General features: G+C 55.0%; 24 protein-coding genes and 1 tRNA gene. 11 read left to right on the plus strand and 14 right to left on the minus strand.

From position 1 onward, the window contains the following. Complete coding sequence (locus tag PUV54_RS04690; RefSeq protein ID WP_274494415.1) at positions 1–990, plus strand: glycosyltransferase family 2 protein; 990 nt, start codon at positions 1–3, stop codon at positions 988–990. A gap of 1 nt (position 991) precedes the next feature. Here PUV54_RS04690 and PUV54_RS04695 read toward each other — a convergent pair whose 3' ends face one another. The 6 genes from PUV54_RS04695 to PUV54_RS04720 all read right to left on the minus strand — a co-directional run bounded on the left by PUV54_RS04695 (position 992) and on the right by PUV54_RS04720 (position 9,062). Then, on the minus strand, positions 992–1,702 hold the full coding sequence (locus tag PUV54_RS04695; protein ID WP_274494416.1) for a TIGR02466 family protein: 711 nt from the start codon (positions 1,700–1,702) through the stop codon (positions 992–994). Between the two features lie 71 nt (positions 1,703–1,773). Beyond that, entirely contained in the window at positions 1,774–3,096 is a 1,323-nt protein-coding gene (locus tag PUV54_RS04700; RefSeq protein WP_274494417.1) for an HlyD family type I secretion periplasmic adaptor subunit, read from the minus strand. After that, on the minus strand, positions 3,096–4,871 hold the full coding sequence (locus PUV54_RS04705) for a type I secretion system permease/ATPase (protein ID WP_274494418.1): 1,776 nt from the start codon (positions 4,869–4,871) through the stop codon (positions 3,096–3,098). Before PUV54_RS04705 ends, PUV54_RS04700 begins: the two co-directional genes overlap by 1 nt. Beyond that, on the minus strand, positions 4,864–6,375 hold the full coding sequence (locus PUV54_RS04710) for a TolC family protein (RefSeq protein ID WP_274494419.1): 1,512 nt from the start codon (positions 6,373–6,375) through the stop codon (positions 4,864–4,866). The genes PUV54_RS04705 and PUV54_RS04710 overlap by 8 nt, the downstream gene beginning before the upstream one ends. 178 nt (positions 6,376–6,553) lie before the next feature. Beyond that, positions 6,554–7,660, minus strand: coding sequence for a glycosyltransferase family 4 protein (locus tag PUV54_RS04715; RefSeq protein ID WP_274494421.1), 1,107 nt, complete (start codon positions 7,658–7,660; stop codon positions 6,554–6,556). A gap of 19 nt (positions 7,661–7,679) precedes the next feature. After that, complete coding sequence (locus PUV54_RS04720) at positions 7,680–9,062, minus strand: oligosaccharide flippase family protein (protein WP_274494422.1); 1,383 nt, start codon at positions 9,060–9,062, stop codon at positions 7,680–7,682. Positions 9,063–9,253: 191 nt separating this feature from the next. On the opposite strand from PUV54_RS04720, the gene PUV54_RS04725 reads away from it, so the two are divergent. From PUV54_RS04725 to PUV54_RS04740, 4 genes are all read left to right on the plus strand, one after another. After that, positions 9,254–10,798: an O-antigen ligase family protein gene (locus PUV54_RS04725; protein WP_274494423.1), complete on the plus strand. Its 1,545-nt coding sequence runs from the start codon at positions 9,254–9,256 to the stop codon at positions 10,796–10,798. 105 nt (positions 10,799–10,903) lie between these two features. Continuing rightward, a complete protein-coding gene (locus tag PUV54_RS04730; RefSeq protein WP_274494425.1) occupies positions 10,904–11,365 on the plus strand; it encodes a (2Fe-2S)-binding protein in 462 nt (153 codons plus the stop codon). 2 nt (positions 11,366–11,367) lie between these two features. Continuing rightward, entirely contained in the window at positions 11,368–13,560 is a 2,193-nt protein-coding gene (locus PUV54_RS04735) for a xanthine dehydrogenase family protein molybdopterin-binding subunit (protein WP_274494426.1), read from the plus strand. 11 nt (positions 13,561–13,571) lie between these two features. Continuing rightward, on the plus strand, positions 13,572–14,225 hold the full coding sequence (locus tag PUV54_RS04740) for a hypothetical protein (RefSeq protein WP_274494427.1): 654 nt from the start codon (positions 13,572–13,574) through the stop codon (positions 14,223–14,225). Positions 14,226–14,240: 15 nt separating this feature from the next. Here PUV54_RS04740 and PUV54_RS04745 read toward each other — a convergent pair. The 7 genes from PUV54_RS04745 to PUV54_RS04775 form a co-directional block, all read right to left on the minus strand. Next, positions 14,241–14,317: transfer RNA gene (locus PUV54_RS04745), tRNA-His, on the minus strand. A 77-nt stretch (positions 14,318–14,394) separates the two neighbouring features. Next, entirely contained in the window at positions 14,395–15,183 is a 789-nt protein-coding gene (locus PUV54_RS04750; protein WP_274494428.1) for a M48 family metallopeptidase, read from the minus strand. Between the two features lie 95 nt (positions 15,184–15,278). After that, positions 15,279–15,845 (minus strand): HNH endonuclease, encoded by a 567-nt coding sequence (locus PUV54_RS04755; RefSeq protein WP_274494429.1) that lies wholly within the window; start codon positions 15,843–15,845, stop codon positions 15,279–15,281. A gap of 171 nt (positions 15,846–16,016) precedes the next feature. Next, positions 16,017–16,664, minus strand: coding sequence for a DNA-3-methyladenine glycosylase family protein (locus tag PUV54_RS04760; RefSeq protein ID WP_274494430.1), 648 nt, complete (start codon positions 16,662–16,664; stop codon positions 16,017–16,019). After that, complete coding sequence (locus PUV54_RS04765) at positions 16,652–18,025, minus strand: glutamate--cysteine ligase (protein ID WP_274494431.1); 1,374 nt, start codon at positions 18,023–18,025, stop codon at positions 16,652–16,654. Before PUV54_RS04765 ends, PUV54_RS04760 begins: the two co-directional genes overlap by 13 nt. Before the next feature lie 103 nt (positions 18,026–18,128). Then, positions 18,129–18,893 (minus strand): 16S rRNA (uracil(1498)-N(3))-methyltransferase, encoded by a 765-nt coding sequence (locus PUV54_RS04770; protein ID WP_274494433.1) that lies wholly within the window; start codon positions 18,891–18,893, stop codon positions 18,129–18,131. Positions 18,894–18,904: 11 nt separating this feature from the next. Continuing rightward, entirely contained in the window at positions 18,905–19,210 is a 306-nt protein-coding gene (locus PUV54_RS04775) for a ferredoxin (RefSeq protein WP_274494434.1), read from the minus strand. Between the two features lie 96 nt (positions 19,211–19,306). Between PUV54_RS04775 and ubiA the strand changes: the two genes are divergently transcribed. Both ubiA and msrB read left to right on the plus strand, forming a co-directional pair. Next, positions 19,307–20,266, plus strand: a complete 960-nt coding sequence (gene ubiA, locus PUV54_RS04780) for a 4-hydroxybenzoate octaprenyltransferase (RefSeq protein ID WP_274494435.1) — start codon at positions 19,307–19,309, stop codon at positions 20,264–20,266. Between the two features lie 68 nt (positions 20,267–20,334). Beyond that, a complete protein-coding gene (msrB, locus tag PUV54_RS04785) occupies positions 20,335–20,835 on the plus strand; it encodes a peptide-methionine (R)-S-oxide reductase MsrB (RefSeq protein WP_420797939.1) in 501 nt (166 codons plus the stop codon). 5 nt (positions 20,836–20,840) lie between these two features. On the opposite strand, the gene PUV54_RS04790 is transcribed toward msrB, so the two are convergent. Next, the gene (locus tag PUV54_RS04790; protein ID WP_274494437.1) at positions 20,841–22,223 is read right to left on the minus strand and encodes a DUF2793 domain-containing protein; all 1,383 of its coding nucleotides are present in this window, start codon (positions 22,221–22,223) and stop codon (positions 20,841–20,843) included. Between the two features lie 203 nt (positions 22,224–22,426). Here PUV54_RS04790 and PUV54_RS04795 point away from each other — a divergent pair, with 203 nt between their 5' ends. The 4 genes from PUV54_RS04795 to PUV54_RS04810 all read left to right on the plus strand — a co-directional run bounded on the left by PUV54_RS04795 (position 22,427) and on the right by PUV54_RS04810 (position 26,604). Then, positions 22,427–23,299 carry a mechanosensitive ion channel family protein gene (locus PUV54_RS04795; protein WP_274494438.1) on the plus strand — a complete coding sequence of 291 codons (873 nt, stop codon included), beginning with the start codon at positions 22,427–22,429 and terminating at the stop codon, positions 23,297–23,299. 205 nt (positions 23,300–23,504) lie between these two features. Beyond that, positions 23,505–24,506, plus strand: a complete 1,002-nt coding sequence (locus PUV54_RS04800) for a hypothetical protein (protein WP_274494439.1) — start codon at positions 23,505–23,507, stop codon at positions 24,504–24,506. Between the two features lie 86 nt (positions 24,507–24,592). Further along, entirely contained in the window at positions 24,593–26,233 is a 1,641-nt protein-coding gene (locus PUV54_RS04805; RefSeq protein ID WP_274494440.1) for a ShlB/FhaC/HecB family hemolysin secretion/activation protein, read from the plus strand. A gap of 86 nt (positions 26,234–26,319) precedes the next feature. Then, positions 26,320–26,604, plus strand: coding sequence for a DUF6460 domain-containing protein (locus PUV54_RS04810; protein WP_274494441.1), 285 nt, complete (start codon positions 26,320–26,322; stop codon positions 26,602–26,604). The last annotated feature ends 1 nt before the right edge of the window (position 26,605 follow it).

Consider the following 26,605-nt stretch of genomic DNA (forward strand, 5'->3'; position numbering starts at 1 on the left):
ATGCACCCCAAAGTCTCTGTTATTATTGTAAACTACAATTCCGGTCCGCGGCTGGAAAAGTGTGTTGCGCACTTGCGCGCGCAAACATTCAGTGATTTCGAAATTCTTGTCGTTGATAACGCGTCAGCCGACGGCTCGGCGGATTTTACCCAAACTGACGGCGCGATCACCTTGATCAAGGCTGAGGGCAACATCGGCTTCGCTGCCGCGAACAACCTTGCGTCATATAGGGCGCAGGGTGAGTGGCTTGCTTTTCTTAATCCCGATGCCTACGCCGACCCTGACTGGCTGAAAGAACTCATTTCGGCAATTGCACGACACCCGCAAGCCGAAGCGTTCGGCTCCACACAACTGGATGATGCTGACAAGACGCGCATCGACGGTGCAGGCGATGTATTCCACGCATTTGGCATACCTTATCGCGGCCTTTACGGCCGGCGGGCCGAGCTTGTGCCCGAAGAAGGAGAATGTTTCGCGCCATGCGCAGCCGCCGCCATCTATCGCAAATCCACATTTAAGTCCTTAGGCGGGTTTAACGAGCGATTTTTTTGTTACATCGAAGATGTCGATCTCGGTTTTCGGCTACGTTTGGCTGGCGGGATGTCCATCCAGGTTCCCGCCGCCATCGTGCGGCATGAAGGATCGGCTCTGACCGGCCGAAGCAGCGATTTCACGATTTACCACGGGCATCGTAACCGCATTTGGACCTATTTTCTAAACATGCCGCTGCCGTTGCTGATCGCAACAGCGCCGTTCCACTATTTTGCCAATACCTATTTCGCCTTCAGGTTTTTATTGATCGGAAAAGGGACCGCCTATTTCCGCGCGTTGAGGGATGCGCACCGCGACTTACGTGAAACTTTCGCTGCTAGACGGAAACGTCAATTAACAAGGAAAGCCAAGACGTGCGAAATCGCTAGAGCGCTGACATGGTCTCCCTTCAAAGTTATGACTCGCAATGCCGATATAAGACAGAGACGCAGGGCCTGAGCTAATCGCTCTCAGAAACAAGGTCCAGTTTATCGCCTGCAGCAGAGCCGTTGCTGTGCGTATTCTGTAACGACGCTGACAAACCCTTTGGTTTGAAGCCGACATTAAAACTTATCGACACACGGAAATCCTCGGCGCGGTTCGGCTGCACTGAATGCTGGAGCCAGGAGGGAAATACCAGAAGCTGCCCGGCTTCGGCTTTGTATTCCACCGCCTGCAAGTTGATGGGTTTGCGTTTTTTTACCGGATAGACATTCATCAATCGCGCGGGCACCGGATCATACAGCTCAATGTTCCCTGATCCTTCCGGCGTTTTCACGTAATAGGCGCCGGAAAGGATAGCGTTCGGATGAATATGCGCTTTGTTAAAGTCGCCCTTGCCGTTTTTGTTAAGCCACATTTCCTTGATCACGAGATCAAAATTATCGAAATCGAATTCCATGAACGTGGCGCAACCGACGCAAGCCGTACCGATCACTTTTCGAATTTCCGCCATATCATTACGCTGATGAATCTGATCGTGAGAATGCCAGCCGCCAACATTGGACCGTGTGATCGACTCTGTCTCTGCTTCGAGTTCTTCCAGTACAGCCAGAATTTGCGCATTGATGCGTTCGAAATCGACGACCTTTCGAGACCAGACTGGCGTATGAAACCAGACCTCGGGTACGAAGCCTTGCGTTTGCTGTTGCTTTTGCGAACTTTTATTCATCAATCTGACCGGTTCTGGCGACAGCGTCACCTTACTGAATGCAAGGCTATTCGGACAAGGGCTCTCCCGTCCTACTTATCCCTCAGCGCCTTTTGATTGATGTCCGCCATCGGTTTGATGATATAGGCGAGCACGGTGCGTTTACCGTTAAGGATCGCTACTTCCGCCGCCATGCCAGGCAAGATCTTCAGATCGCCCCGCTTGCTGTTCAGCGATTCTGCTTTCGTGCGCACCTTGATATTATAAAAGCGCTCGCCGGTCTTTTCTTCTTCAATGGCGTCGGGGCTGATCGTTTCAATGACGCCATCAAGCGAGCCATAAAGCGACGAGTCATAAGCAGTAATCGATACATTGGCGTCCTGCCCGACACGTAAGAAACCGATATCGGCCGGTTTGATTTTCGCCTCCACAAGCAGCGTGTCTTCGCTCGGAACAAGCTCGACAATCGTTTCACCGGGCGAGACAACGCCGCCAATGGTGGACACGAGCACCCGGTTGATCACGCCGGCGACCGGGGCACGCACATCGGTTCGTGTTACTTTGTCCTGCAAGGCTGGCAACTCACCCTTCAGTTCTTCGAACTCGGCTTTCGCTTTTGTCAGGTCTGTCGCCGCAGACGCCATGAATGTTTTGCGGATGCGGTCCACCTCGCCTTCCGCTTCCGCGATCTCAAATTCCAGCCTTCCAATGGCGATTTCGGCGCGTTGCACTTCACCCTTTGCCGCCGCCTCGCGCTGACGCGCGCGCAGCAATTCAACTTGCGGTTCAATGCCCTTGCCGACAAGACGCCGCATAATGCTATGCTCCTCGGCAGCGAGAGTGAACGCCTCAGTCGCTGTCTCTAGAGATACGCGTGCGTCTTCCAGCCCCTTGCGGCGCTGATCGAGTTTATTCTGCTCAACGCCAAGCGAAGCGGCCAGTTCTTCCTGGCGCGCCTGATAGAGCTGGCGTTCGTTTCGAACGATATTCGCCGCGGCGGCGGTCAACTCCGGCGGGAACGTCACCGCTTCAAACGCCGCTTCAGCTTCTAGCCGGGCGATACGCGCCGCAAGCACATTGAATTCGTCCTGTCCTTGCGCAAATGCGACATTCATCTGCGTCGGATCCAGGCGAACGAGTAATTCTCCTGCTGCAACTTTGTCCCCCGCTGAAACGAGGATTTCCTTGACGATGCCGCCTTCAAGATATTGCAATTCCTGCAACTGGTTCGACGTAACGACCCAGCCTTGCCCGCGCGTCACGCGATCAAGCTTGGCGATTGACGCCCAGACAAGGGTCAAAACAACAACTCCCGTGACCACATAAAGAAGGTACTGCGCTGCCTTGGCCGGTTCTATGGGCAACGCGTCATCAATATTTTCGTCTGCCGAGACGAGTTGTCCATTATCAGACATTACGCCGCCCTCGTCGCCACGACCTTCGGCCCTGCAATACGTTTTGTTTTCAGATCCCGTGCGGAAGACATGGCGCGTAAAACCGTATCGCGCGGACCATCGACAATAATGCGCCCCTTATCGAGAACAATAATCCGGTCAACGAGACGCACCATGGACATTCGGTGCGTCACAACAAGCAATGTCCGTCCGCGTGTTGCTTGCTGAAGGCGGGAGATCAAGGTTGCCTCCGCCTGGCTATCGAGAGCGCTCGACGGTTCGTCCAGCAACAATATAGACGGCTTGGGCGCCAGCGCTCGCGCCAGCGCAATCGCCTGGCGCTGACCGCCGGAAAGGCCCTCTCCCCGCTCAGCTAACCGCTGATCGTAACCGCCTGCTGACGCGCCGATAAATTCATGCACGCCGGAGATTTTCGCCGCAAGCAGAATGTCCTCGTCAGAGACGCTCTCAAGCCCAAGCGCGATATTCTCCTTGATGCTGCCGGAAAAAAGACAAACATCCTGCAGGACGGCGCCGATATTTGAGCGCAGATCCGCCGGACGAAGCTGGCGAATATCCGTATCGTCAACAAGAACAGACCCTTCAGTCGGCTGATAAACGCCAGTGACCTGGCGCACTATGGTGCTTTTGCCGGAACCATTCTTGCCCAGAATCGCAACCCGCTCTCCCGGCTCAATCGTAAAGGAAATATCGTCAAGCGCGCGTGCGGTTTCTCCCGGGTAGGAAAAGCTCACTTCGCGAAATTCTATTTTTCCCTGCAGGTTTGGCCTCGGCAAATAATCACGCGATGGGTCGGTTTCGCATTGCGCAGTCATCAATTGGTTTAGCGATTTGTATGACGCCCAGGCGCCATTGACCCGGCTTAACAGCGATGCAACCTGGGCTAGCGGCGCCATCGCCCGGCCCGTCAAGATGACGCTGGCGATCAAGGCGCCGGTGGTGATCTCGTTGGCGCTGACCAGAAACACGCCGATGACGACAACGCCAACCTGGCTCGCCTGTTGGGCAAAGCCCGACATATTAACAGCAAACTGATTTAAAAAACGCCCGATAGTAGAAATTTTCGCCTGCCGTGTGACGCCATTGCGCCACCGCGAGCGCATCATGCCGCTTGCCTGAACGCTCTTCACCGTTTCAAGGCCGCCAAGCGTTTCAATCAGCACGGCGTTCTTGTGATGCCCCTCGGCCATGGCCTGTTGGGTGCGCTTCATGATCAAGGGTTGAATGATGATGCCAGATGCTATCGCCATCAGCACACCGATCAACGGCACAATGGCGAGCGGACCACCGACAAGGGCGATCGTTGCAATGAAAAGGAAGATAAAAGGCAGGTCGACGATAGCGACCAGCGTTGCGGAACTGAAAAAGTCGCGCAGATTTTCAAACTCTTTGACCAATCCCGCGATCGCCCCGGTGGCGCCGCGCCGCGCCTCCATCCGCATCGCCGTGAGATTGTCGAAAACGCTGGCGCCCACCGTCGCGTCAAGGCGCTGTCCGGCGATATCGATGAAATACCCGCGCAGCGATTTCAAAACGAAGTCGAAAATATGGGCCAACAAGACGCCAATCGTCAGCGCAATCAGCGACTCAATCGCACGATTGGGCAGCACGCGGTCATAAACCGTCATGATAAAAAACGACGATACAAGTCCCAGCAAATTGACAATTGCAGCAGCTAGTATGGTCTGACCATAGATTTTGGCGTTGTCGCGTAACGGACCATATAGCCAATGAGATGTGGGGGCGATGCTTTTTAGAAAGTCCTGCCTATTCATACTGCGCCCCGCCTATGGCGTTCTCATACTCAAGCTGCGGCGAAAACAGGCGCAACAGCCCGCCTGTATGTTCCATCAATGCATAGGCAGCCATGTCATGGGTGGAGAGCGCGGTTAAATACGCAACGCCGGCTTCAAAATAATCGTTCTCCGCTTGCAATACGTCTATGAGATCACCGCGCGAGAGCTTGTATCGCTCAAGCACAAGATCGCGTGTTTCATTATGGGCAATCACAGCCTCGGCCAATGCGCTGAGCCGTTCATCGGCGCCCTGTAGCCGTTCAAACGCCATGGCCGCATCGCGCGCAACTTCCTGCCGTACGAGCGATTCATTAAACGACTCACGTTTGGCCTGGGATCTTGCGATTGAGATATCAGCCGCGCGGGCGCCGCCCGAAAACAGATTGTAGTTGACGTTCAAACCTGCGCGCACGTCAAAATCGTCGCCAGTATCAAACACATCATATTTTACCGCATCGACGGACAATCGCACTTCCGGGTATCGCGCGCCTTTCGCCGCCTTGAAATCAGCGCGCTTCGCGGCTGTTCGCGCTTCAGCGGCAGCAAGTTGCGGGTTATTGGCAAGAGCCTCCGCAACCATTTCATTACGCGTTTCCATCAAGGGCGCGGAGACGTCGGGTCTGGAGAGCGTTTTCGGCCTGTCGCCGAAAAATTCCTCGTAACGAATATCGGCGAAGCGCTTGCTTTCTTCAATCTCTGACAGCCGCGCCCGCGACGCGGCAAGCCGCGCCCGCGCCCGTGTCACATCCGCTTTCGATCCCGCCCCAAGCCGTTCTCGTTCCTTTACATCCTCCAGGATTTTTTCGTGACGGTTGATGAAAGCACGACCCAACTTAACCAGCGCCTGATGCGCGGCGACGTCGTAATAGGCTGTCAACGCATTGATAGAGAGGTCGTTGATCCTTGTGGATAAGGCGTTCTTGTACTCTTGGTCCAGCGCCCTGGCGCTGCGAATTCGTTGAATGGTTGCCCCGCCATCGAAAATCAACTGCGATGCGGAAACGCCGGCGGTGAATTGCTCGCGCGGCCTAAGCGATTCGACTACGTTGTCGGTATTTGCTGCGAAATCGCGCGTTATAGAATAATCGCCCCGCAATTGCGCAGATAGCTGTGGCAGCAATGCCGATCGTGCGCGCTTGCGCGCTGAAGACGACTCTTCAAGGTTTGACGCTTGCGCATGAAACGCCGGGTGGCGGCCCACGGCGCGCCTTATCAGGGCGGCAAATGTTGTCTGGTCGCTCTGTGTCGTGACAATATATCCGGCTGGTCCGAGCGCCCTTTCAAGCTCTGGAAAAACCCCTGACGCACTCGGCGCGCGCGCAGGAGCCACGGGATAGTCTCCGGCTTGCGGTTCAGATTGAGAAACATCGTCAGGATACAATGAACCGTAAAATTTTGGCTCTTCGGGCGTCATCGCAAAACTGGCGGATGGCATGATACTAAACGCGGCGCCAGAAACTAATATGATCTGAAGCCTGAACATTACGCACACCTATAAATCGACATGTTTACCGGCGCCAATCCAATGGGAACCGTTAAGGTTAATCAAAGCTTTAATAGTGCGAGAACACTGATAAAGACTTAACTCAGCAACAGATGAGCGTATTCAATCCTATGAGAGGAGATGAAACTTTCTTAAAAATTTTCCTGAAAGGATTTAATTAGTTTTTCGTCAATTTAGCTTGAGTTTGTATTAACGTGTCTTTGAGCACGCGCTCGAAATCATCTGTTGCGTCTTTCCAGTTTCGGCGCTGTGCGGTTTTCAGGCACTCTTCAGACATTTTACCCCAGTCATCGGCGCCAAGATTTAAAATCTTTTCTGTCTGATTTGTAATTGTGGCGGCGTCCGCATCCACCAACACGCCATTGCCCTCGTGAACCAGTTGCGGCGCAGCGCCGGCGCGCGTCGCGACAACCGGCGTGCCAGCGGCCATTGCCTCCAGAATGGGAAGCCCGAACCCTTCCTCATCACTGGTGAACAGCCATACATCACAGGCGTTGTAGATTTCACGAATCTTCTGAGGTGATGGGTTTTCAGAAAACTCGAGCCATGAAGGCGTTTTCCCCGGACCACGCGGCTTATGACTTCCGAAGGAAAGAACTCTGAGATCTTCAAATCGCTCTTTTAATCGGCCGCATACCTCAATTGCCAAAGCCGAATTTTTCATTGCCGCAACCGAATATAAAAAGCCTACGGCTGGTCGGGCCTGTTTCTTTTTTTCAGGCGTGCTGAATACTTCAAAATCAATTGCATTTTCTATGACTTCAATGCCAGTTGACGCATGCTCATTGATTAATTTTGAACGGAGCCATTGTGAAACAGCGATTTTTCGGAATGGAAGCTCATAAACGGCGCGAACACGGTCGACGGGCAGGTAGGGAAATGCCTCATAACCTTGAACAAAGTGCACCTTGGCGTAATGATCGGAGAGATTGTTTATCCATTCCGCTGTCTCCCACCAAGTCGCAATAACAATATCCGCGTCAGGAAAGTCTTCTGCCGACAAAACGCGCTTTCCCTCAACAACGCGAACCGAAATTTCGGCCTCCTCCAGAAACGGTCCATTACGCTCCGTGACAAATCGAGAACGAAAAAATGCTTGACGGACTTTACCGCGAAGAGTTTTCGGTTTTGCTCCTACGAGTTTCGGCGCAATTAAAGTCACGTCATGACCGCGACGGCACAATTCATTTGCATAGCCTGCGATGATACGAAAACCGCCTGTTGGAGCTATTGCCCCTCCAGCAAGCACAAACACAATCCTCATACTGGATTTCATGCGCCTATCACATATTCTGCGGCGTTAAGGCCAGCAATAAAACAAGAACCACTGCTGCGACAATCATCCGGCCCTCCACGATAAGGTCCAGCTTCATGAACTTTTTGCCCAGCCTCCAAATAACCGGCAATGACGCTGCTGCGATACAGGAAAACGTCAATATAGCGGCTTTCGCGCTTAAATAAGTCGCCGCCAACGGTACGAAAATCATTAAGGCCGTCCCGCCCACGACCGTTACAGCGGTAAAGCCTTTGCTGTCTCCCGACGCGAGGGCGGCCGTGTTGATCAACCTGTACGGCAAAAATAGCAACATGGGCGCAAGCAATTTCACATAATAGCCAACACCGGAATAGTTATCCGGATAGATCAACGAGAAAACCGGCTCAGCCAACAAGAACGCACCATAGGCGATGCTAACAACAAAAAGGTCGGCAATCAGCCGGGTTTTTCTATACAGGTTTTCTATACTTTCCGGCGCCTCACGAAAAACTTCACTGAATGCAGGAAAAAATATGCGGCCTATTATAGTTTCCACTACAGCGGTCCCCGCCAACACCCAAATAGACGCAACAGCGTATAAACTGAACGCATTACTCTCCATCATCCACCCGAACAGCAACTGATCGCCGCGATTTAGAATAAAACCGAAAAAGGAAGCGATGATCAGCCATTTTCCGAAATGAAAAATTTCGCGAAAATGATCTCCAACAAGCATAATAGACATACGCGGACCAGGGAAAATCACGTGGGATAAACCTGTGGCGAAAACAGAGCCTGCGAGAATACCGAAAACCAGCGCCCAGACGCCATATCCCATTAATGCAAAGCTGATCGTCACAGTCATCACAAAAAGCTGGCGCGCAACCTCCAGCCCCACCACACGAGTCATCATCAATTTACGCTCGGCCAACGACCGGTTAATAGATGAAAAGCCATCGATAGGAAGCTGGATCGCTATGGCGGCCATTATCCAGGGCAAAATTGGGTCTGCGAAAATACTGTCCGCCTGAACGGCGCCGTTTGCGCTTAGCAAACCCACCCCGACTGCGGCCAAACAGATTATTACCCACACCAGGAAATTTCGCAGAATCTTCATCGTCCACGCAGTGCGCAAGAATGAAGGTTGCTCGCTGTTAGGACTTCTGATGACACTTGCGCCGATGCCAATATCCGTCAGCATCACAGCCCAGATGTTAATGGAAATAGCAACCGCCATCAGCCCGAAAGCTTCCGGCGCCAAGAGCCGCGTTAAGATGAGATTTGATATGAGGCGCAGAATCTGACCGGCGCCGAACCCGCCCATGACGATGCCGCCGCCCGAAAAAATCCGCCGCCTTAATGAGGGAAGTATAGGGTTAAGATCAGAGGGTTTTAAGCTGTCAGATTGCATTCAAAATGGCGCCAGTCCGCGCGAAACTCGACTTGCCACCGCAACTACGCTAGTTGGTCTTAAGAATCCATATTTTCCGGCAAGGATGCCTGAATTGGCGCAGTAAGTGCAGTGTATGATTCTCCCCGCGGCCACACTTTTAAAGGTTAAATTGCGCCGTCTTGAGATGAGATGAACAGGTCAGAACAATCATGTCGTCCCATCTAAAAGCTTTTATTGTCGTATTTATTGTTTCTGCCGCAGTCTTATTCTTCTTTCGGAAACCATTTGCGGAGTTGGTCTCAGGTAAACGCTACGATATGTGGCGAAATGTCTGGATCGCCGTAACAGTTTGCGTATTCCTCATCCCGAATTACTGGCTCTTCATTCTGCTTGCCGGGATGGGCGCTCTGGCGCTTTCCTGGGCGGAGCCTGTTAAGCCATCCGTCTTCTTTTTGTTGCTATTTTCAGTGCCCGCCATAGGGGCGGCCATTCCCGGCTTCGCAGGGATAAACAAGTTTGTCGATGTTACCCCACAAACGGCGTACACGTTGTTGTTTCTAATGCCGGCGATGTTCGCAGCAACACATATGAAAAAACTGTCGCGCGTCGGCGGCGGTGCAGACCTCTTTTTCCTGCTCTGGCTTGTTCTGCAAATCGTCCTGTGCCTGCGCGGCCCGACCTTTACGCATATCCTGCGGACAATGATTGAGGAGTTCATCGTCCTTGCTCCGTTTTACTATGTATTCAGCCGCTACCCGAAATCGCTTTCCGACATACGGATCATGTCAGGCGCGTATCTGCTGCCGGTTTTAATCTTGTCCGCCATTTCCATTCCCGAATTCATCAGGAGTTGGCACTTTTATACAAGCGTGACCACCGGCTGGTTCGGACAGTTGCCTTTCACATACACCATTAGGGAAGGATTGCTGCGGGCATATGCGTCGGTTTTTGATCCAATCGCGTGGGGTTATGTCGCCATGACCGGCGTAGGCGTCGGCCTCGCCTTCATGAATGAAAGATTTTCGCTGCTTTACAAGTCGGCTGGCTTCGCCCTTTTAATGGCGGGCGTGTTAGTGTCATTGTCACGCGGGCCATGGGTCGGCGTTGTCGTGACAATTGCTGTATTTGTTCTGATTAGTCCGAAAACGACGCTGCGAATGGCGCAACTGGGATCGGTTTCGCTCATCGCAGGCCTCATGTCGCTCGCCACCCCTTACGGGCAAAAAATTCTCGGCCTCCTCCCGTTCATCGGCGATAATGCCGGCGACACAATCTCATATCGGCAGAGATTGCTGGATGCAGCGGGTGAAGTGATGATGGAGAGTCCGTTATTCGGATCGTCGGAATATCTGCAACATCCTAAATTGCAGGCGCTGCGACAAGGGCAAGGCATCATCGACATCGTCAACTCTTACTTGCAAGTGGGGTTGAAAAGCGGCTTCGTGGGTCTTGTGTTGTTTCTGGGCGTATTTGCTTGCGCATTGCTTGCGCTCAGAAAAGCCATGCGGTCCGCCCGGCGGCATGATCCGACGCTTGCATTATATTGCCGCGCCTATTTCGCTACATTGATTGGCATACTCGTAACTATATTTACAACGAGCAGCGTCTTTCAAATTCCCATGGTTTACTGGTGCTTTGCTGGAGTCGCCATTGCGCTTGCGCGCATAGAAAAGCACCAATCAACCCAAGAAGACTCAAGTTTACCGGCCGAAGTGAAAACGACTATCAACAGCGATCAATTCGCCTGGAAATAATCCACCAAAGCTCTGCATCTTTTTGCTGAAAAGCTGCCAGTCGCCTAGACACTATTGAGAGGTCGCAGGCATAAGTTAAACAGGCAGCAGCCGGGAGATTACGCAATGCCTGTGACCTTCACCGTAAATGGCGAACAAAGATCCGTCGATGCAGAACCAGATACGCCGCTATTATGGATTTTGCGTGACGAGTTACGACTGACCGGGACCAAATTCGGCTGCGGCATTGCCCAATGCGGCGCCTGCACTGTTCATCTGAACGGGTTGCCCCGACGATCCTGTGTTACGCCTGTGGGGTCAATCGAAGGGCAGTCCGTCACAACCGTTGAGGGTCTCGAAGGAGCCGAAGCCGATGCTGTGCGCGCGGCATGGGCGGAATTCGATACTCCCCAGTGCGGCTACTGCCAATCGGGACAAGTGATGTCTGCTGCAGCTCTCCTCACACGCAACTCAAACCCTACCGACGAAGACATCGATAACGCCATGGCAGGCAATATCTGCCGTTGCGCCACTTACGTGCGAATTCGCAAGGCGATCAAAGCCGCCGGCGAAAATCTGGGAGGTTGATCATGGCTCCACTCGACACCCCCGCCCCTTCTCGCCGCGCGTTTCTTGCAGGCGCAAGCGGCCTGCTCATCTCAGTCGCTCTGCCGGTCAAATCCCGCGCCCAGTCCGGCGCAGAAAATGTGCTGGGCGGCGGCGAATCTGGAGAAAATCTTTTCGAGCCAAACGCATTCGTTCGGGTCAGCCCTGACAACACCGTTACCGTCTTGATCAAGCACATCGAATTTGGCCAAGGACCGTGGACCGGTCTTGCAACGCTTGTTGCTGACGAGATGGACGCCGACTGGTCGCAAATCAAAGCTGAACACGCCCCCTCAAATGCTCAGCTTTATGCTAACGCCGCTTTTGGACCCATTCAGGGTACCGGCGGCTCTACCGCCATGTTCTCGTCATACGAATTAATGCGTAAAGCAGGCGCAACGGCAAAGGCGATGTTGATCGCTGCGGCGGCTGCGCGGTGGGGCATTTCATCAGACTCAATCAGCGTATCAAACGGCGTTGTTTCTCATACAGGCAGCGGACGTTCTGCGACATTCGGCGAATTGGCTGAGGCTGCCTCGTCTCAAACGCCGCCAGAAAATCCGACATTAAAAACGCCGGATCAATTCATTTATATTGGCAAGAACGTTTCAAAACTCGACACAAGGGACAAATCAAACGGCGCCGCTATCTTCAGTCTCGACGTCTATCGGGACGGCATGCAAACTGTTGTCGCCGCACATCCGCAGAAGTTCGGCGCGACGCCTGCATCATTCGACGCCGCCGCCGCACTCCGAATAAACGGCGTTGAAGACGTCAAGCAGGTCGGCGATGCCGTGGCTGTTTACGCCCGCAACACATTTGCAGCGCTGAAGGGACGCAAAGCGCTCGATATTACCTGGGATGAAAGCGCCGCTGAAACGCGCTCGTCCGAGGTTATCGCACAGGAACGTATCGACGCCGTGAAAAACGCCGGCGCTACCGCCAATGAATCGGGCACAGCGAGCGACGCACTTGATTCCGCAGCGACGACGCATGAAGCAGAATATGTTTTCCCTTATCTCGCCCATGCACCCATGGAGCCGCTCGACGGCGTTATTGAACGTACTGAAGACGGCGGCGTTGAAGTCTGGATGGGAAGCCAGATCCAGACAGGCGATCACATGGCGATTGCGCAAGTCTGCGGCCTTACGCCGGATAAAGTGAAACTCAACACGATGCTCTCCGGCGGCAGTTTTGGCCGCCGAGCACAACCCACGTCTCATTTTGCCGTAGAGCTCGCCTCAACCTTCATGGCCGCTGGCGGACAAACTCCGATCAAGCTCGTTTGGACACGGGAAGATGACATTCAGGGCGGCTATTATCGCCCGTTGACGGCGCATCAGTTGCGCGGCGGACTGGATGCCGATGGCAACATCATCGCCTGGGAACAAACAATCGCTGCGCAATCGTTTCTTGCCGGCTCGCCATTCGAAGGAATGATCCAGAACGGTGTAGACGCAACAATGGTCGAAGGGGCGGCGCCAATTCCCTATAGCGTGCCGAACTTCAAAACCTCAGCGCACATCATCAATAACCCGGTGACAACTCTTTGGTGGCGATCGGTCGGCCATACGCATACCGGTTACGCCGTTGAAACCTTTATCGACGAGCTCCTTGAAAAGGCAGGCAAAGACCCTGTAGCGGGACGTCTTGCTCTAATGAGTGAAGAACATGCGCGCCTAGCCGCCGTATTACAAAGGGCAGCTGATATGGCCGGCTGGGGACGCGCCGCGCCTGAGGGCCGCGCCTTTGGCGTCGCTGCAGTCGAATCCTTCCGCTCATATGTGGCGCAGGTCGCAGAAGTCTCCATCGAAAACGGCGTGCCGCACGTTCATAATGTCTGGTGCGCTGTCGATTGCGGCGTCGCCGTCAACCCGGAAGTGGTCAAAGCGCAAATGGAAGGCGGCATCGGCTACGGTCTTGGCGCGATCCTGTTCAACGAACTGACCCTTGATGAGGGCGGCGCGGTCGCGCAATCGAACTTCCATGATTACCGCTCACTCAGAATCAGCGAGATGCCAAACGTAGAGGTGGAGATCATTCCATCGACTGCGCCGCCAACGGGCGTTGGCGAACCGGGCGTTCCGCCTATTGGTCCTGCTGTTGCGAACGCCGTGAGAAAGTTGACCGGCAAGACGCCGCGTAGGCTGCCCATGATCAAAGACCTGCAGGCATAAGGAGAGATCAGATGCGTTATTCAAACCGCCTTCTCCCGGTATTGCTGATCTCCGCCGGCGCTATCGCGCTTTCCGCGTGCGGCAAGAAAGAAAGCACCGATGCGCCACCGTCCAGAGGCGCCACGGAAGTGAACGGACTGAAAACACCCGCCGCATTCGCGGACATAGAAAATGACGAAGAGCGTGCGGCAGCGATCTTTGTTGAAATGAACAAGGTCATTTCACATCCACGCTGCGCCAATTGCCACCCGAAATCCGGCGGGCCGACGCAAGGTGATGATATGCATCCGCATGAACCGCCCGTAGTTCGCGGTGACGGCATGGGCGCCGCGGGCATGGAATGCATCACCTGTCACGGACAGGAAAATGTCGAATTCGCCAGTATGGAGGGATCAATTCCGGGCGCATCGCCATGGCATCTGCCGCCAGAGTCGATGGGCTGGCAAGGATCAAGCGCCGCTGAGATCTGTACGCAAATCCAGAATGAAGAGTTAAACGGCGGACGCTCGCTTGAAGATCTGGTTGAGCACAACAGCCGCGATCATCTCGTTAACTGGGCCTGGCATCCGGGCGAAGGAAGAACCCCGGCGCCTGGCGATCAGGAAACTTTCGGTGCGCTGACCGCCGCCTGGGTTGAGGCGGGCGCGGGCTGTCCGGCGGGTTAAGCAGAATACCCAAAATGGTACCGCCTTCTGGGTTCGAACCAGAGACCTCTAGATCCACAATCTAGCGCTCTAACCAACTGAGCTAAGGCGGCCCTTCGGCTTGGAAGGCGCGGAACCTACGCGCGGGGCGAAAGGTTTTCAAGCGCCCCAAGACGCTTTTTGCAAGGACCTATGCGCCGCCTTTCAAGACGGCGATTTCCTGTTTCAACTGGGAGATTCGCGTTGAATCATTAGGGTGAGTTGAAAGAAGCTCAGGCGGCTGACCGGACTTCTGCGCCGACATGCCTTCCCAGAAACGCACAGCCTCGTTCACGTCGTAATTCGCCCGGTGCATATACCTGAGACCATAGCGATCAGCCTCAAGCTCATGTTGACGGGAGAACGGCAAAATAACGCCATACTGGGCACCAAGGCCGAGAGCGCCGAGCGCCATTTGCGAAGCCTGACTGTCACCGCCGATCACCACCTGCGCCACGCCCAGCCCCGCCTGCGCCGCAGCGGTGCGACCATAGCGCTGACCTGCGTGGTTGAATTTCACGTGGGCGACTTCATGGCCCATAACGGTGGCGATCTGCGAATCGTTTTCCATGATGTCGAGAATGCCGGTGTAAAAGCCGATCTTGCCGCCCGGAAGCGCAAACGCATTAAGGTCGTCAGAAGCAAAGACTTCCACCTCCCATCCAGCGGGGTTTTCATTCGCGGCGGATATGATCCGCGGCATCACCCGGCGAACGCGGGACGTATATTTCGGGTCATTAGTCGTCGGCTGCTGCGCCTTAAGATCGGCCCATGCCGACCCTGCAAGCTGCGCCATCTGATCAGCGGATGGTGTGAACGCTTGCGAGACTGTCGTGCAGCCCGGCGCCAGCACGACAATGCTGCCGGCGGCCGCCGCCTTGGCGAAGGCGCGGCGCGACATCGTAACTTTATGATCGAGGACGCGATATTTTTCCGACATTTTGGAAACCCCTTGATGAACGATTCCGACGAGCGGGATCATAAGCCACCAGAAGCCACAGCACAAATCAGAGATTTAAAAGGAAAACGCCGCTATTACGGCTCGAGTTCACAATCCCAGTAGAGAAAATCCTGCCAGCTTTCATGCAGGTAATGAGGCGGAAAAGCGCGGCCGCGCTCATTCAACTCGAACATGGTCGGGCGTTCGGGTTCGCGCGCCGGGAACATCTTTGCTTCTCGCGGCGTGCGCCCGCCTTTTTTGATGTTGCATGCGCTACAGGCGGCGACAATGTTCTCCCATGTGGTGCGCCCGCCTTGAGAACGGGGCACAACATGATCAAACGTCAACGATTCACGCGCCGTCACACCACAGTACTGACACGCAAAGCTGTCGCGTAAAAACACATTAAAGCGAGTGAACGCCGGTGCGCGCGCATGATTGACATAGCTGCGTAACGACACGACCGACGGCAACCGCATTTCGAATTTCGGGCTGTGCACTCTGGTGTCGTATTGCGCGACCACATCAACGCGATCAAGAAAGACCGCTTTCAGCGCATCCTGCCACGACCAGAGCGATAATGGAAAATAGCTTAAAGGCCGGAAGTCCGCATTCAACACCAGCGCAGGACAGGCATCAGGAGTTCGAAACGCCAAGCTCATCGCCGGCGCTCCCGGACCAAAATTCTAAAACCGCGTCGATGCCAACTCAATAACCTGAAAGCGGGTACTCCCCTGCTGTCGTGTTATCCTAATCGATACCTGTAAGGAAATTCTATATCTGATTCCCCATGACAGAATTTTGAACAAAAAGGCGATATTTTCGCAACAGCGTCAAATCGGCTCCCGGCCGCGCAAATGCGCATAATACGTCCAGAGAATATGCGCCGCGACGCCGCGATAAGGGGCCCATTTCAATGCTTTCGCATCGAATTGCTTCATTACGGGATGCGGCCTGCGCTTCCTGCCTGCGCAGTAGGCGCCAAGCAGCGCCACATCGCCCGGCGGCCAGATATCGACCCGCCCCTCACAAAACAACAGGTAAATCGCCGCCGTCCACGGACCGATTCCCTTGATTTTCTGCAATGCGGCGGACGCCTCAAAATCATCAAGTTTCGAGAGCGTTCCGAGGTCAAGCGCGCGGCTTTCCATGTCGTTCGCCAGCGCCAGGACATAGCGAATTTTTGGGCCGGAAAGACCGAAACTTCGCAATCCATCCTCACCCTGACGAAGGGCTTCGCGCGGTTTCATCACCTTCATGCCGTTACGGCAACGGCCCCAGATCGCCTGCGCGCTTTGCACTGACACCTGTTGTTCGACGATGATGCGAAACAGCGCTTCGAAACCGCCCGGGCGGCGGCGAATGTAAGGCTCGCCTATCGCATCGAGCGCACGCGCAAGCACCGGGTCTTTCTTTGCAAGCGCAGCGCATGCGGCGGAGGAATCTTCGAAGACGTCGAGATGGTGGTCTAGTACTTGCACTCTTCAAACAGTTTTTTCGCATCGCCATCGAGGTCGTTCAGAAAACGCGACACAGTGTATTCGCCCATGGTGACGCCGCTCTTTGCGATTTTGACCAACGGGTCGAGATACGTCGTTTCATCCTCTTTCAGATTGCCGCGCTGCGCCCGGCGCTTAAGGCCTTCGCGCGAGATTGCGAGCACATCGAGCGCGATGTCCTGCACCGTGCGGCCGCCTGCTTTTGCCTGCAACCCGAATCTTGCGGCGTCGTCGCGCAGTCCCTCGCGCACGTCCTTTGTCCAGTCCTTGGCGAGGTCCCACGCGGCGGCGCAGGCGTTATCGTCATACAAGAGACCAACCCAGAACGCCGGCAGCGCGCAGATACGCGCCCATGGCCCGCTATCGGCGCCGCGCATCTCTAAAAATGTCTTCAAGCGCACTTCAGGAAACGCCGTAGACAGATGATCTTCCCAGTCTTCGATAGTCGGGATTTCTCCCGGCGCGGCGGGCAACTCGCCTTTCATGAAATCCCGAAACGACTGCCCCGCCGCATCAATGAACTTGCCATTGCGGCGCACGAAATACATGGGCACATCGAGCATATAGTCGGCGTAACGCTCGAACCCGAAACCGTCTTCGAAAACGAAATCCAAAAGCCCGGTGCGATCTGGATCGGTGTCGGTCCAGATATGCGCACGCCATGACGCGTAGCCGGAATCCTTTCCCTCGACCAAGCCGGAATTAGCGAACAAAGCCGTCGCAATCGGTTGCAGCGCCAGCGACGTTCTGAACTTCGCCGCCATATCGGCTTCCGATGCGAAATCGAGATTGACTTGCACGGTGCAGGTCCGGTGCATCATGTCGAGGCCGAGGGAGCCTTTCTTCGGCATGTAGTTACGCATGACGCCGTAACGCGCCTTTGGCATTTTGGGCGCATCATCGCGCGTCCATGTGGGCGCAAAGCCCATGCCGAGAAACGCAACGCCGAGCGGATCGCAAACTTTTTTGACGGCGTCGAGATGGCGGTGCACCTCGTCGCAGGTTTGATGCACATTGTCGAGCGGCGCGCCGGAAAGCTCAAACTGACCGCCAGGCTCTAAGGACACGCTCGCGCCCTCGCCTTTCAAACCAATGGGGTTACCGCCCTCAGCGATTATCTCCCAGCCGGTTTCGGCCCCCAGTTTTTCGAGGATCGAACGGATGCCCGCTTCGCCTTCGTAAGGAATGGGTTTCAGGTTCGTGCGGCAGAACACGAATTTTTCGTGTTCCGTGCCGATTTTCCATTCCGATTTCGGCTTGCAGCCGGAGGCAAGATACGCCGTCAGCTGATCTTTTGATTCGATCTTAGGCGAAGCGCCTGATGATGGTTTGGCGGTCGTCAACTTTTCCTCCAGCCCGTCGCGTCAGCGCCCGTTAAAGGTCGCTCTATAGCGAGACGGGAAAAACGCCAAGCCTTGAACGCATCACGCCTTCGCGACATGGGGCTCACCGCCAGTCGCCTAACGCCGCCTGCCATAATGTCAGCGCTGAAATTACGGCTGTATCGGCGCGTAAAATGCGCGGCCCGAGCGTGACAGGCGTAACGAAAGCCTTGTCTCGCAATGCGCGTCGCTCATCCGGCGTAAACCCGCCCTCAGGGCCGGTCAGCAAGACCCAGGACACAGCATTCCTATCGACGTCCTTTAGCGCTTCTAACATTGGCGCGGCGCGGCCTTCACGCCCACCCCATTCTTCATTTTCATCGTCCCCCGCCTCATCGCAAAAGACGAGCCGCGTTTCCTCCGGCCAGTTGGCCAGAGCCTGATTTAGTTTCATCGGTGCGACGACGGATGGTACGGTGAGACGGCCAGACTGTTCCGCCGCTTCGACGGCGATCGCCTGCAACCGTTCCACATTCAGCTTTGGCGCGACGGTGCGTTCGGTAATAATCGGCTGAAATTTACGAGCGCCCAGTTCCGTCGCTTTCTGAATGATGTTCTCCAGCGCGCCGCGTTTTACCGGCGCGAACAATAACGTTATGTCTGGCTCCGACGTTTGCGCACGCGTCTGTTCTTTCAGCGCAACCAGCCCGCCTTTCTTTTTCAGTTCCGCGATCTCTCCCGTAAACTCGCCATCGCGCCCGTTGAACAGGCGCACCTCGTCGCCCTCGTTCCGGCGCAGCACGTTTTTGAGGTAATGCGCCTGCGCATTGTCGAGCGGCGCGGCGGCACCAGCCTCAAGCGGTGCATCAATGTAAAGACGTGGGATCATGAACTTTATCGCTATTCTTCGTTTTTGATAATTTGATCACCAAAGCCCGCTTCATGTAAGCGGCGTTTCCAATCCTCTTTTTTCCCGCAATAATAAATACATCCAACATCAGCAGCTTTCATCGCTGCGAGAACACTTTCGAATTCTTTATCCGTTTTCGGCTGCCGCTTTACAAAACAGTGATTGTCTTGTTCACCCTTCTCGTCATCCCAGGAAAAGAATTCCGGCGATGTTTCCACCGGCATTCCGCATGTTATGCAACAACCATCTGCAACGAAGAATTCTCCGGGTGCATTTCGTGGATAAGGCTTTTTCATAACTTTGTTTCTTGCCCCTTCTTGCGGATTGTGAACCCCAATCGATGACAATTCGCCCTTTTGATAAACCTCATTATACCCGCTACACAAATCGCCATGACCAACCCGTCCGCCGCCCAAAACCAGGCCACGCCTGACGCCATCCCCAATAGCTGGGTCGATCGCGCGCCTGATACTGTGAAACCCTATCTGCGCCTGATGCGTGCAGACCGGCCCATCGGCGTGTGGCTGTTGCTTATCCCGTGCTGGTGGGGCCTCGCACTCGGTAATCTGGCGCTCGCCAATGCTGGCAGCGCTGGCGGACTGATCGCGCTTTGGCATGGCGTTCTGTTCGTTATCGGCGCCTATGTGATGCGCGCAGCCGGTTGCACCTATAACGACATCGTTGATCAGGACATTGACGCGAAAGTCGAGCGTACGGCGCTGCGCCCGATCCCTGCCGGTGCGGTCTCGGTTAAGCAAGCTTGGATGCTGCTCGTGGCACTTTCGCTGATTGGCCTCGTCGTTCTCCTTCAATTCAATCGCACCGCCATCATCACCGGGCTTTCCGCGCTTGCGCTTGTCGCCGCTTACCCATTCATGAAGCGCATCACATATTGGCCGCAGGCATGGCTCGGCCTTACTTTTAACTGGGGCGCGCTTGTGGGCTTCGCCGCAGCAAACGGCGCGCTGAGACCCGAAGCATTTGCTATTTACGCCGCCGGGTTTTTCTGGACGCTCTCTTACGACACTATTTATGCGCATATGGATAAAGACGACGACATCCTGATCGGCGTCAAATCCGCCGCGCTGAAGCTTGGCGCTAACACCAAACCCTGGATCGGCGTTTTCGTATCGATCGCGCTCATTCTGTTTGGGCTCGCCGGCGTGTTGATTGGCGCAAGCCTCGCTTTCTTTATCGGTCTTCTTCCAGCGGCGGCGCATTTCTTCTGGCAATGGCGCAAACTCGACATCAATGACGGTCACAAATGCTTGACCCTTTTCAAATCGAACCGCGACGCGGGGCTTTTGCTGCTGCTGGCGCCGCTTTGTGAACTTGCCGCGCGTTTAATATAAAGGCGCAAGCGTCTAAGTAGAGGCTTGGAAATTATTCGCTGCGAGACGGAGGGCCCGTTATGATGAAAATGAACCGCCGGCATCTTGCGCTCGGCGCCATCAGCATCGCTGCCGGTTGCGGCGTGCAAACAAGGGAACAGGTTATGGCGAAAGATCCCGATCCATCCACCATTCCGGATTATGACAAATGGCAGTTGTCGAAAGAAGAATGGAAAGAGCGCCTGTCGCCCGAAGCTTACGCCGTGCTTCGCCGTGAAGGGACTGAACGCGCCGGCACCAGCCCACTTGATAAAGAATACCGGGACGGGATTTTCGCCTGCGCCGGTTGCGGCTACGATCTTTTCAAATCCGAGACGAAGTTTGACTCCGGCACCGGCTGGCCCAGCTTTTACGACTATATCCCGAATGCGCTCGGCTTTAAACGCGATCTGCGCCTGTGGACGCCGCGTACGGAATATCATTGCGCGCGCTGTGGCGGTCACCAGGGCCATGTCTTTGACGACGGCCCCGAACCAACCGGCAAGCGTTATTGCAACAACGGCGTCGCCTTGACGTTCAAGCCAGCCTGATCGCATCAGCGCGCCTCGATGTTTTTGATGCGCTGATTAAGCTCTTCGATCAGCACAGCCTGTATCTCTACGGTTTCAACAAGCCGCTGGATCCATGCGCCAGCGGCCATTCCCTTCTCCACATCGAACGCCGCCTCATTGGGCATCGAGGTTAGATGGCGTTTTTCCTTCCAGTGGCGCGCATAGCCGTCGAGCGTCAGCGGATCGTGCGTCCCGCCAATCCGGCGTGCGAATTTTCGCATGGGCGCGTGTTCGCGTTTTGGCGCCGGCGGCACTGCCTCCAATAGTTCGACAATCTCGTCTTTGCCCTTGTCGTTGGATTGCAGCGTGCGTTTCTTTCGCACGCCCGGTTGCGGTTCCGGCGTACGCGCATCCCATTTCGCACGGTCAATCGCGCCATCAATCGCCTGATCGAAGACATAGCAGCTCAATAAGGCGTTATCGTCGTACACCGACTGGGCGTTGATCGTTCCTGTGCCCTTGGCGCCGCCAGTGGGCGCGCCAACCACAAGACTGCCGTCATTGAAAAGCTCAAGGCGCTTGTTGTCAGCCCCGCCGCTATCGGTCGTCCAGAACGTGACGCCCGCTGTTCCTAAAGGTTCGGTGGCGCCGACAAACAAACCGTTCAGTGCGCCAAACACGCCTGCCCCGCTGCCACTACGCTCCACCGTCAAGCGCGAACCCATGGCGTTGGTTCCATAAACATGGATACGCGTTCCGGGCGCCGCGGTACCGAAACCCGACAGCGCCGTATCCTTGTCTACGAACAGTGCTTCGTTCCAGCTTGAGCCATCCGGCGAGACTTTAAGATGAAAATCATCGTCACCCGTTAGGCCAAACTCGGCCCGGCCTGAAAAGTTCGTCTGAAATAGATGCGATGCAGTATCACCAGATGCGGCTTTATTGACCTTCACCTGCGCATCGCCCGATCCGGGCGTCAGATCATCATGACTGAATAGAACGGCGTCTGATTTGACCGACAACCTGTTCGTCGCATCCGCCGTTGCGTTGACGCCAAACTTTAGAGCCGTCTCGGAAGCGCCGCCTGTTAGCGCCGCCCACGCCCCGCCATTGAACACAACAAACGCGTCGTCATCATCGACCCAGACGCGAAATCCCTCGAAGATTGTGATTTCCACCCAGGCGCCATCCTGATAAGCGGCGATGTTGTTCTCGGTGAAATTTTCCCATGAGGCGCCGGTCGCGCCGGAAGGCAGTATGTACATATCACCTTCATCGGGCGCGCCGGGCTCCGCCGTAACCGTCCGTGAACGAACTGACGCCTGCGTCAACGCATCCAGGCGTCTGAAGGTTTCATTCACGGTCACATGTTTCTGCGCCTGACTGGGCGCCACATAGGATAAGGAAAGCCGGGACGATTGATCCATCGGATGCTGTCTCCACTAAGCAACAAATTTCAGCCGCGGAGCATAACCCCGCCGCGGAAGTGGTGGATAACCTTCCACCAAATGCGGGATTCAGCGCGATTTTCATCACAAAGGTTGTATTTTCACGCGCATTGTTCAACTAACGGCTGTGCGCAATTTCGCGCCCAAGAAGCGAAAAACCGAGAGTACGGGAGACGCAGAAAATGCAGGACGCAACGCAGAATACGGCCACAGGCGGCGAAGGCGCCAACAATGTCGATATCGCTTTCACATTCTTTCAGGGGCTGGTCGAAAAAGCCGTGGCTTTCCTGCCAAGCGTCATTGGCGCGCTCATCGTGCTTGTTATCGGCTTATGGGTAGCGGGGCGCATAAAGAAAGTTGTCGCCGCCGCATTCTCACGCACAGGCCGCATCGATGACACCCTTGGCGGGTTTCTTTCCAGCCTTGTGCACTACGGTTTGATCGCGCTTGTCTTGATCACCACCCTCGGCATTTTCGGCGTACCGACCACCAGCTTCGCCGCCATCATCGGCGCCGCCGGTCTTGCCATCGGCCTTGCCCTGCAGGGAACGCTCGGTCACGTAGCGTCCGGCGTGATGATGCTCGGTTTTCGCCCGTTTGATGTGGGTGATTTTGTCGAAGCCGCAGGCGTTTCAGGCACAGTGAAACACATTGGCCTTTTCACGACCGAGATGGCGACTGTAGATAATAAGAAAATTATCATTCCTAACGGCAAGATTTTTGATGACGTGATCACCAACTATGCCGGCTATCCGACGCGGCGTGTCGATTTCGTCTTCGGCGTTTCCTATGGGGACGATCTGAACAAGGCAATGGATTTGATCAAATCAGAAGTCGAAAAAGAGACGCGGGCGAAGTCAGACCCCGAACCGGTTATTGCCGTCGATACGCTGAACAATTCGTCCGTTGACATTATTTGCCGCGTTTGGGTCGAGCGTTCAAATTATTTCCCCGTGAAATGGGCGCTGACAAAAGCCGTTAAGGAGCGCTTTGATGCTGAAGGCGTCTCAATTCCATTCCCTTGCCGGACGGTCTACATGGAAAATGCGGCGTAACGTCATTTTCACAATACGGGATGCATTTCGCTTGAACAAAAAAATACTGAAATTTGCGAAATGCATTCCGCCTTCTACAATAATGCAATAAAATTCAGTGTACTGTTTGAATTGAATTTAACGCAAAGTCTCTAGCCTTCGCATTGTCATTTTTGAAATGCGATTGCGGAAGTCCGCAATCATTAGCGGAACCGGAGACTCAGTTATGCATACGAACAGGAGACTAAAAATCGCGCTGGCGATGTCGGCCTGCCTCGCCCTGACAATACCTGCTTGTTCATCAGACGGCGTGCAACGCGTCGCCTCGGTCGGACCCAAGGGAGACAAAGGCGACAAAGGCGAAACGGGAAAAACGGGCCCTCAGGGTGAGCAAGGTCCTTCCGGACCGCAAGGCGCACAAGGACCGGCAGGCCCGCAAGGCCCAAAAGGTGATGACGGCAACGTCAATTTGGGCGGCGCAGGCATGCTGACGACCGGCGGATTGATCGGGCCCAACGGGCTTGGCGGCACAGGGCTGCTCGCGAACACAGGCGATCCGAATAATACGCTGCCCGTCATTGCCGCTGTTGAAACCAAGGGCGGCAAGGTCGTCAATGTGGTGGCGCATAAAGGCTACAAAGTCGCTGCAAAGGTCGACAAGGCGCTGCCCGGTTCCATGCCGCTCGCAGGCAAAGTTGTCGGCGTTGTCGACGCAACCGGCCATGCGCTGGTGCAGACTGGCGCAGGCGATATGTATTTGGTCGACGGCCTGACTGCAGCCCCTGGCCAGCTTATTACAGCTTCCATCGGTGAAGCATTTCCTCTCGGCAGCCCGGAAGCAAACCCGCTGATCGGCGCAAGCGTACTTTCTGCTTCAGGTGTTGAAGGCGATTTGTTGACTGTCGGCGTCGCAAGCGATGGCAGCCTCGTCAATCTTGATGTGGCCGGTCTGGCTAACGAAACCGGCGGGCTTCTTGATCCGGCGCTTGATGCAGCTTCACCGCTGACAGACAGTCTTGGCGCGACAGGCGTCATCACCGTCAGTGGCGGGGCAGATGCAGACGGCGATGTTGACGTCTTGAATGGCGGCCTGCTCGACGGCGCGCTCAGCGGTGATGTTTTGCTTGATGGAGAAGCTACCGGCGGCGTTACCGACACCCTCGGCGATGTCCTTGACGGGCAGGGGGAAGATTGCGCCCTTGTCGGGGGCATATTCGGCAGCTGCTGATGCCGAGACCGGCCGGGCGCTCACTGTCCTGCGATCTGCCCGGCCGGATTCTTCCAATATAACATTCAAGAAAATGAGCGTTCCTTATGCGGACGGTAGTAACATGTTGCCTGTTGTTAACGGCGTTCCTTGCGCTTTACTCATCCGCTATATTTGCCGCCGAACCACCGCAGACGCCCGAGGATCGCTTGCTGCCGGGAGAAGCGTCAGGCTTTCGGGCGTCGGAAACAGTTGAAGCCGGCGAAAATCCGTCCTCGGAAAAACCGAAGATTACACCTGAAGATATCCCGGCCGTCCTGATCCGCGCCATAAAATTTGAAGGGGTCGATGCGCCAGAAAAAGTTGCGGACGCCGCACGACCGTTCATTGCCAGAACCCTATCGCTTGCTGTTTTGGAATCGCTGACAGATGCTCTGACTGATGCTTATCAGCACTCGAATATCGCGCTTTTTACCATCGTTATTCCTGAACAGGACTTTGAAGACGGCGTTGTCCGCGTCCTCATCGCCGAAGGCTGGATCGATGGCGTCACACTGACCGGCGAGGTGGAGAAACGGAAGCACACGCTCGTTACGGCTGTTGCCGAAAGGCTGGCCGTTGAAAACCCGCTGACCCGAAAAACGCTCGAGCGCCAGCTTTCTCTCATTCGCGACATACCGGGGTTAAAAACCGACCCCTCATTTGTCTACGGAACGCAATCGGGAGCTGTAGAGCTTGAACTGGCGCTTGATTATCAACGCCCGACAGTTTCCGCCGGATTCAGCAACCGCTCCTCGCGTTTCATCAAGGATGGTCAGTTTACGGCGGAGGGAAAAGCCTATCGTTTGCTGCGTGATGGCGACCTGACCTCTCTTAAGCTTGCTGCTGCGGTGAATTTTGAAGACTCCCTCTATGCTGCTCTACAGCACTCAACACCTGTTGGCTCTAACGGCGCCCGTGCAGATGTCAGCGCGGCTGTTTTGCGCTCACGCCCTAACGGCACGGTGATCGAGGGCGATGCCCAGTTATATTCTGCAGGAATTTCCTACCCCCTCATTCGCTCATACAGGGAAAACCTATCAGTCCGTGCCGGGTTTGACGTTGTGAATAGCGATAACGCCGCCTTTGGCGCAACGATCGCCACAGAACAAACCCGCGCCCTTGGGCTTTCCGGTGTTTATTCGCGCGCCTGGAAAACCCGCAGCTTAAAACTGACGGCACTGGCAAAGCAGGGATTATCTGTTCTTGATGCTGATGTTTCCACGCTTATCGGCGAACATGACTATCTGAAATTTCGCATGGATGGCTCGTTTGTCCAAAAAATAGGCGATGATATTCGCATCAAACTCAACGCCGCTGCGCAATGGACGGATGACAATCTTCCCGCCAACGAGCGCTTCAATATTGGCGGCGCGCAATATGGCCGTGCTTTCTCAGCGGGACTGATCAATGCAGATCGTGGTTTTGCCGTGCTTATTGAACCCGCTTGGCGCCCGTTTGCGCCCGGGCCGTTTGACAAAAGCGAGGTCTTCGTTTTCGCCGACTACGCTGATACGGAATTGTTTGGACGCGCGAGCGGCGTCGATCTGAATTATAATCTGGGGTCTTATGGCGGCGGTGTCCGCGCTGCATATAAAGACAACGGTTATCTTGAGCTGGAACTGTCACATCCTTACGACCAACCAGTTGCCGGATATGACCAGGATTGGCGATTTTCCTTAACCTGGCGACTGAACATCCGTCCCTGACGCGCGATGTCATTGATTGCAGCCTGCTTCACGCTTAAGTTCAAAAGCGCGAAACAGTCAAAAGCGCCAATTAGGAGCTGCTGCAAATGTCAGGCAACGATTTGAAGTCGAAATTCACCGGCGGCAACGCTGGCAAGACAATCCTGCAACTGATGATCGCCAGTATTGTCGTTGGCGCGTTTTTTTCGCTGATCGGCATCGGACCGCGGGAGTTCTGGCGCGGCGTTCTGCGTAATGTTCAAAACATCGCTTCTTCGCTCGGAGAAAATGTCGGCGAGATCATTCTGACGCTCGGCACGTATTTGCTGATCGGCGCGGCGATCGTCGTCCCGATCTGGCTTGTGGCTCGCCTGTTGTCATCGCGAAAATAAT

The sequence above is a fragment of the Hyphococcus flavus genome, from assembly GCF_028748065.1.
Lineage (GTDB): Bacteria > Pseudomonadota > Alphaproteobacteria > Caulobacterales > Parvularculaceae > Hyphococcus > Hyphococcus flavus.

What these genes read in the sequence shown, in the direction of transcription:
- PUV54_RS04805 (WP_274494440.1), top strand. Translation starts at nt 24,593, where the DNA reads ATGCGGACGGTAGTAACATGTTGCCTGTTGTTAACGGCGTTCCTTGCG.
- PUV54_RS04695 (WP_274494416.1), bottom strand. Translation starts at nt 1,702, where the DNA reads ATGAATAAAAGTTCGCAAAAGCAACAGCAAACGCAAGGCTTCGTACCC.
- PUV54_RS04705 (WP_274494418.1), bottom strand. Translation starts at nt 4,871, where the DNA reads ATGAATAGGCAGGACTTTCTAAAAAGCATCGCCCCCACATCTCATTGG.
- PUV54_RS04750 (WP_274494428.1), bottom strand. Translation starts at nt 15,183, where the DNA reads ATGTCGGAAAAATATCGCGTCCTCGATCATAAAGTTACGATGTCGCGC.
- msrB (WP_420797939.1), top strand. Translation starts at nt 20,335, where the DNA reads ATGAACCGCCGGCATCTTGCGCTCGGCGCCATCAGCATCGCTGCCGGT.
- PUV54_RS04725 (WP_274494423.1), top strand. Translation starts at nt 9,254, where the DNA reads ATGTCGTCCCATCTAAAAGCTTTTATTGTCGTATTTATTGTTTCTGCC.
- PUV54_RS04800 (WP_274494439.1), top strand. Translation starts at nt 23,505, where the DNA reads ATGCATACGAACAGGAGACTAAAAATCGCGCTGGCGATGTCGGCCTGC.
- PUV54_RS04720 (WP_274494422.1), bottom strand. Translation starts at nt 9,062, where the DNA reads ATGCAATCTGACAGCTTAAAACCCTCTGATCTTAACCCTATACTTCCC.
- PUV54_RS04730 (WP_274494425.1), top strand. Translation starts at nt 10,904, where the DNA reads ATGCCTGTGACCTTCACCGTAAATGGCGAACAAAGATCCGTCGATGCA.
- PUV54_RS04775 (WP_274494434.1), bottom strand. Translation starts at nt 19,210, where the DNA reads ATGAAAAAGCCTTATCCACGAAATGCACCCGGAGAATTCTTCGTTGCA.
- PUV54_RS04755 (WP_274494429.1), bottom strand. Translation starts at nt 15,845, where the DNA reads ATGAGCTTGGCGTTTCGAACTCCTGATGCCTGTCCTGCGCTGGTGTTG.
- PUV54_RS04690 (WP_274494415.1), top strand. Translation starts at nt 1, where the DNA reads ATGCACCCCAAAGTCTCTGTTATTATTGTAAACTACAATTCCGGTCCG.
- PUV54_RS04735 (WP_274494426.1), top strand. Translation starts at nt 11,368, where the DNA reads ATGGCTCCACTCGACACCCCCGCCCCTTCTCGCCGCGCGTTTCTTGCA.
- PUV54_RS04810 (WP_274494441.1), top strand. Translation starts at nt 26,320, where the DNA reads ATGTCAGGCAACGATTTGAAGTCGAAATTCACCGGCGGCAACGCTGGC.
- PUV54_RS04740 (WP_274494427.1), top strand. Translation starts at nt 13,572, where the DNA reads ATGCGTTATTCAAACCGCCTTCTCCCGGTATTGCTGATCTCCGCCGGC.
- PUV54_RS04700 (WP_274494417.1), bottom strand. Translation starts at nt 3,096, where the DNA reads ATGTCTGATAATGGACAACTCGTCTCGGCAGACGAAAATATTGATGAC.
- PUV54_RS04770 (WP_274494433.1), bottom strand. Translation starts at nt 18,893, where the DNA reads ATGATCCCACGTCTTTACATTGATGCACCGCTTGAGGCTGGTGCCGCC.
- PUV54_RS04790 (WP_274494437.1), bottom strand. Translation starts at nt 22,223, where the DNA reads ATGGATCAATCGTCCCGGCTTTCCTTATCCTATGTGGCGCCCAGTCAG.
- PUV54_RS04715 (WP_274494421.1), bottom strand. Translation starts at nt 7,660, where the DNA reads ATGAGGATTGTGTTTGTGCTTGCTGGAGGGGCAATAGCTCCAACAGGC.
- ubiA (WP_274494435.1), top strand. Translation starts at nt 19,307, where the DNA reads ATGACCAACCCGTCCGCCGCCCAAAACCAGGCCACGCCTGACGCCATC.
- PUV54_RS04795 (WP_274494438.1), top strand. Translation starts at nt 22,427, where the DNA reads ATGCAGGACGCAACGCAGAATACGGCCACAGGCGGCGAAGGCGCCAAC.
- PUV54_RS04710 (WP_274494419.1), bottom strand. Translation starts at nt 6,375, where the DNA reads ATGTTCAGGCTTCAGATCATATTAGTTTCTGGCGCCGCGTTTAGTATC.